6 protein-coding genes are annotated in these 5061 nt (G+C 72.3%); 3 read left to right on the plus strand and 3 right to left on the minus strand.

Annotated elements, in window-relative coordinates:
• Positions 1 to 903: acyl-CoA dehydrogenase family protein (locus EHS43_RS37010; RefSeq protein ID WP_125195004.1), on the minus strand; the 903-nt coding region annotated here is incomplete at its 3' end.
• A 138-nt stretch (positions 904 to 1041) separates the two neighbouring features.
• Between EHS43_RS37010 and EHS43_RS37015 the strand changes: the two genes are divergently transcribed.
• Entirely contained in the window at positions 1042 to 2550 is a 1509-nt protein-coding gene (locus tag EHS43_RS37015) for a class I adenylate-forming enzyme family protein (protein WP_125195006.1), read from the plus strand.
• Here the strand turns inward: EHS43_RS37015 and EHS43_RS37020 are convergent.
• Positions 2529 to 3041, minus strand: a complete 513-nt coding sequence (locus EHS43_RS37020; RefSeq protein WP_125195008.1) for an EF-hand domain-containing protein — start codon at positions 3039 to 3041, stop codon at positions 2529 to 2531. The genes EHS43_RS37015 and EHS43_RS37020 overlap by 22 nt on opposite strands.
• Positions 3042 to 3233: 192 nt before the next feature.
• A complete protein-coding gene (locus EHS43_RS37025) occupies positions 3234 to 3614 on the minus strand; it encodes an STAS domain-containing protein (RefSeq protein ID WP_125195013.1) in 381 nt (126 codons plus the stop codon).
• 315 nt (positions 3615 to 3929) lie between these two features.
• Here EHS43_RS37025 and EHS43_RS37030 point away from each other — a divergent pair, with 315 nt between their 5' ends.
• On the plus strand, positions 3930 to 4511 hold the full coding sequence (locus EHS43_RS37030; protein ID WP_125195012.1) for a sigma-70 family RNA polymerase sigma factor: 582 nt from the start codon (positions 3930 to 3932) through the stop codon (positions 4509 to 4511).
• Positions 4508 to 5061: anti-sigma factor (locus EHS43_RS37035; protein ID WP_148104186.1), on the plus strand; the 554-nt coding region annotated here is incomplete at its 3' end. The genes EHS43_RS37030 and EHS43_RS37035, both read left to right, overlap by 4 nt.

Consider the following 5061-nt stretch of genomic DNA (forward strand, 5'->3'; position numbering starts at 1 on the left):
GCTCGCCTCCGCCTCGCTCACGTTCCACTGGGTGAGCCGCCACAGTGCCCGGAACTCCGCGTTCAGCCGCCCGAGCCCGCGCCGCAGCACGGGATCGTCCCAGCGTCCGTTCTCCCTGGCCGTACGGGCGAGTTCACCCAGCACCCGCCGGCACGCGACGACCTCGCCCACGAAGGCGGTCCCGCGTTCGAAGGACAGCGTCACCATGGTCACGCGCCAGCCGTCGTTCTCCTCCCCCACCCGGTTCGCCACCGGCACCCGCACCTCGTCGAGGAACACCTCGGCGAACTCGGTGGATCCGGCGAGCGTGCGCAGGGGCCGCACCTCGACACCGGGAGCGGACATCGGCATCGCCAGCCAGGTGATCCCGCGGTGCTGGGGAGCGGCCGGGTCCGTCCGCACCAACAGCTCGCACCAGTCGGCGACTTCGGCGTGCGAGGTCCAGATCTTGGAGCCGGTCACGACATAGTCGTCGCCGTCCCTGCGGGCCCGGGTGCGCAAGGACGCGAGGTCGCTCCCGGCGTCCGGCTCGCTGAACCCCTGGCACCAGACCTCCTCGCCCCGCAGGATCGGCGGCAGCCAGCGGTCGCACTGCTCGGGCGTCCCCTCTGCGGCGATCGTGGGACCGGCGTGGAGCAGTCCGACGAATCCGGCGCCGACATAGGGCGCGCCCGCGGCCTCGGTCTCCTCCAGGAAGATCAGCCGGGTGGTGGGCGAGGCGTCCCAGTGCACGTGCGCGTACCCGGCGTCGTGGAGCATGCGCTGCCAGCCGAGGTCGTACGCCCTGCGTCCGGGCCAGTCCCGCGGGGACGGCTTCGGGGGCAGCGCGGGGAGCGCCTTGGCGAGCCACTCGCGCAGCCGCGCCCGGAACTCCTCCTCCTCCGGCGTGTACGCGAGGTCCATGACAGCCGCCCCTATCTGATGAACCGTCAGATCCTGGCAGGCTAAGTCCCGCACCCCTGGACCGACAAGGCGTCGCGCTCTACGCTCTGCCCACGATCTGACGAGCCGTCAGTTCCGTCGTGCCACAAGGGGGCTGCCGTGACCGACACCGCCCACGCGCTCAGCGCGTCCCGCACCCTGTGGGATCTGGTCGCCCGCCGCGCCGACCTGACCCCCGACCGCCCCGTCCTCCTCCAGGGCGACCGCACGCTCACCTTCGGCGAGCTGCGCGCGCGTGCCGAGCGCGTGGCGGCCGGCCTGCACGACCGGGGCGTACGACCCGGCACGGTCGTCGCCTGGCAGCTGCCCACCCGCATCGAGACGGCCCTGCTCTCCTTCGCCCTGGCGCGCCTGGGCGCCGTGCAGTCGCCGGTCATCCCCTTCTACCGGGACCGCGAGGTGGGCTTCGCCCTCAGGGAGTCGAAGGCGGAGTTCTTCGCGGTACCGGGCGTCTGGCGGGGCTTCGACCACACCGAGATGGCCCGGCGGCTCGGCGCCAAGGGCGTCTTCGAGGCGTACGACGACCTCCCGGACGGCGACCCGGCCGTCCTGCCCGCCCCGCCCGCCGACGGCACCTCCGTGCGGTGGATCTACTGGACCTCGGGCACCACCTCCGACCCCAAGGGCGTGCTCCACACCGACCGTTCGCTGATCGCGGGCGGCTCCTGCCTCGCGCACGCACTGCGCCTGACGGCCGACGACGTGGGCTCGATGGCCTTCCCGTACGCGCACATCGCGGGCCCCGACTACACCGTGATGCTGCTGCTGTACGGCTTCCCCGCGGTGATGTTCGAGCAGTTCGCCCTGCCGGACGCGCTGGACGAGTACCGCCGGCACCGGGTCACGGTGGCGGGCGGTTCGACGGCGTTCTACACGATGTTCCTGACCGAGCAGCGCAAGGAGCCCGGTGTCCCCGTGATTCCCTCGCTCCGGCTGCTCGCCGGCGGCGGGGCCCCCAAGCCGCCGGAGGTCTACCACGCGGTCGTACGGGAGATGGGCGTGCAGCTCACGCACGGGTACGGCATGACCGAGGTGCCGATGATCACCATGGGGGCGCCGGACGACACCGCGGAGAACCTGGCCACGACCGAGGGGCGGCCGCCGGAGGGCATGTCCGTGCGGATCGTGGACGGGGAGGTGCGGCTGAAGGGGGAGGCGGTGTGCCAGGGGTACCTGGACCCGGCGCAGACGGCGGCGGCCTTCGACGAGGAGGGCTACCTGCGCACGGGTGACCTCGGCCGTCTCACCGGGAGCGGCCATCTCGTGCTCACCGGCCGGCTCAAGGACGTGATCATCCGCAAGGGCGAGAACATCTCGGCGAAGGAGATCGAGGACCTGTTGGCCGCGCATCCGGACGTCGGCGACGTGGCGGTGATCGGGCTGCCGGACGCCGAGCGCGGGGAACGCGTGTGCGCGGTCGTGGAACAGCCCGCGGGCGCGGCCGAGTTGAGCCTGGACGTCGTGACCGGCCATCTGCGCGCGGAAGGGCTCTCGCCGCACAAGCTGCCGGAGCAGCTGGAGGTGGTGGACGCCCTTCCGCGCAACGAGACCCTGCGCAAGGTCCTGAAGTACAAGCTCAGGGAGCGCTATTCGGGGACGGTGAAGTAGCGCGCGAAGGCGGGCACGATCTCGGCCTCGCCGACCTTGCCGTCCCCGTCGGTGTCCAGGGTGGCCGCGGCCGCCCGCGCGACGTCCTCGCCGACGCCCAGGATGCGCAGCACGCGCGCGGTGTCCTCGACGGTGGCGCGTCCGTCCCCGTCCTGGTCGGCGACGGCGATCGCCGCGTGCAGGAAGGGGCGAGCGATCTCGGCGAACCGGTCCGGGTTGTCGCGCAGCCGCTTGAGCGCGCCGTTCACGAACTCCTCGCGGGTGATCCGCTGGTCGCCGTCCCGGTCGGCTATCCCGGCCATGCCCTGCCAGAACGCCTCGGCGCCCACGTACAGCGCCTGTCCCTTGTCGGAGCGTGCCGCCGCGCCGAACTCCGTGAGCAGCGCCTTGGCCGCCACGTTGAAGTCCTCGCGGTCGATGTAGCCGTTGCCGTCCTGGTCGAAGGTGGCGAACCGGTCGGCGATCCTGCGCTCGTACTCGCTGCTGACCATGTCTTCTGGGCCGCCTCACATCACGTCGGGTGCGTCTCGCACGGAGCGTACGACGCGAGCGGCACCCGGGGGGCCGGAAGGCGGCGCTTGTGCCAGGACCGGGGGAGATTCGGGACAAGGATGTGGCAGTCCACGTGCCCCGGATCACACCCGCCACGCCCGTGCGGACGGAAGGGGTTGCCGGTGCGGGGCTCAGGCGGACAGTGGTCCCGCCTCCTCGTCCGTCGCCGAGTCCAGGTCCGGGTGGACCTCGAACAGCCGGCGGACGCCCAGCGCGCCGAGGACCCGGTTGACGTGGGAGCCGTCGGCGGCACCCTGGGCCGGGAGTATCAGACGCAGCTCGCCCCGGCAGGAGCGGATCAGGCGGCGGGAGGCGATGAGGACGCCGACACCGCTGGAATCGCAGAAGTAGACCTCGGAGAGGTCGAGGACAAGACTGTGGCGGCCCTCGGCCACCGCGTCGTGCACCCGGGCGCGGAGCACCGGTGAGGTCACCAGGTCCAGCTCACCCGACACACGGAGCACAGTCCAGTCGCCCTGCTCGTCGCCGGTCACATTGAACGCCACCACCATGCCCTTCATTCGCCGGAAAGCAAACGGAAGCCTTTCCTACGCTTCCTTGCAGCGTGGCTGCCCAGCGGCCGTTCCCTGAAACACGGACCGGAAAACGGAAACCGTTCGAAAGAGGCTTGTTTTAGTCGGCTTCGATCCTGTTCGATCGGTTCTGATCAACACGTGCCCGAGGAGAGGAAGGTCCACTACCACCTGAGGCTCCCCGGGGGGCGCGCATTGGAACAAAGGGGCGTGCGCTGCCGGAGGTGCCGACTACATTCGAGGAGACGGTCGGCGCAGGCTTGACCCGGACACTTCCAGGGGTGAGGGGGCCGCATGACGAAGAAGGACGCACCACCCCGATGGGACCGAAAGATGCAGCAGCGACTCGCCCGCGGTGAGGCGGCCGCCCTCGGCGAGCTCTACGACCGTTTCGCTTCACTCGTGCACGGTCTCGCCCACCGCGTGCTCGGAGATGAGCACGCCGCCGACGGCATCACCCGTGACGTCTTCGCCCACGTCTGGGAGCACCCCGAGACCTACGACCCCAAACAGGGGCCCCTGCGCTCCTGGGTCGCGGGCCTGACCCACCGGCTGGCCGTGCAGCGGCTGCGCGCCACCGAGACCGCCGCGCTCGACCGGGCCGGCGAGGGCTCCACCGAGGACCTGGAGCGCAAGGTGCGCCGCGCCTCGGTCGCCGCCCGCGCCGACTACATCGTCCAGTCCATGCCCACCCCGCTGCGGGCCGCCCTGGAGCTGGCCTACTTCCAGCGCCGCGACTACCGCCAGGCCGCCGCCGACCTCGCCATCACCGAGGACGAGGCCCGCCGCCGCCTCCGCCTGGGCCTCCAGCTGCTGTCCACGGCCCACGACACCGGAGCGCCCGGCGCGCCGCCGGGATACGGGGGCGCGGTATGAGCGGAGCGGACGGTTTCGAGGCGTACGACGACCAGGACGAGCCCGGGCACGGCGACGGCGGCGACGGTGGCGGTAGCGACCGGGACGGTGACGGGACCAGCGGGCCGGGCGGTCCTGGCAACACGGGCCGGGCGCCCCGCATACCGCTGCCCCGCGCCTCAGTCGAGGACACCGGCCGCCCCCTGCCCGCACTGGACGAGCCGGACCCGCCCGCTCCCCTGGTCCTGGAGCACCGCGTACTGAAGTCGCTGCTCGGGGCGTGGGCGCTCGCCGCGTGCTCCGCCGAGGAGACGGCCGCCGTGGAGGACCACCTCGGCACATGCGGCGCCTGCGCCGAGGAGGCGCTGCGGCTGCGCGGCGCGGTGGGCCTGCTGCAACGGCCGGAGAGCCTCGACCTGGACCCCGGCCTGCGCACCCGCGTCCTCGACCGCTGTCTCGACCGGCGCCCGCCGCGCATCCCGATCCCCGGCTGGGCCGCCCCGTACGACGCCGAGACCGCCCGTCTCGACGCCCTGCTCCAGGACTTCGGCGACGCCGAGTGGCACGCCCC

The sequence above is a fragment of the Streptomyces sp. RP5T genome (assembly GCF_003933965.1).
In the GTDB taxonomy this organism is placed as follows: Bacteria; Actinomycetota; Actinomycetes; order Streptomycetales; family Streptomycetaceae; genus Streptomyces.

Excerpts from the sequence above, each read along its gene's own strand:
- EHS43_RS37030 (WP_125195012.1), top strand. The coding sequence starts at position 3,930 with ATGACGAAGAAGGACGCACCACCCCGATGGGACCGAAAGATGCAGCAG.
- EHS43_RS37020 (WP_125195008.1), bottom strand. The coding sequence starts at position 3,041 with ATGGTCAGCAGCGAGTACGAGCGCAGGATCGCCGACCGGTTCGCCACC.
- EHS43_RS37025 (WP_125195013.1), bottom strand. The coding sequence starts at position 3,614 with ATGGTGGTGGCGTTCAATGTGACCGGCGACGAGCAGGGCGACTGGACT.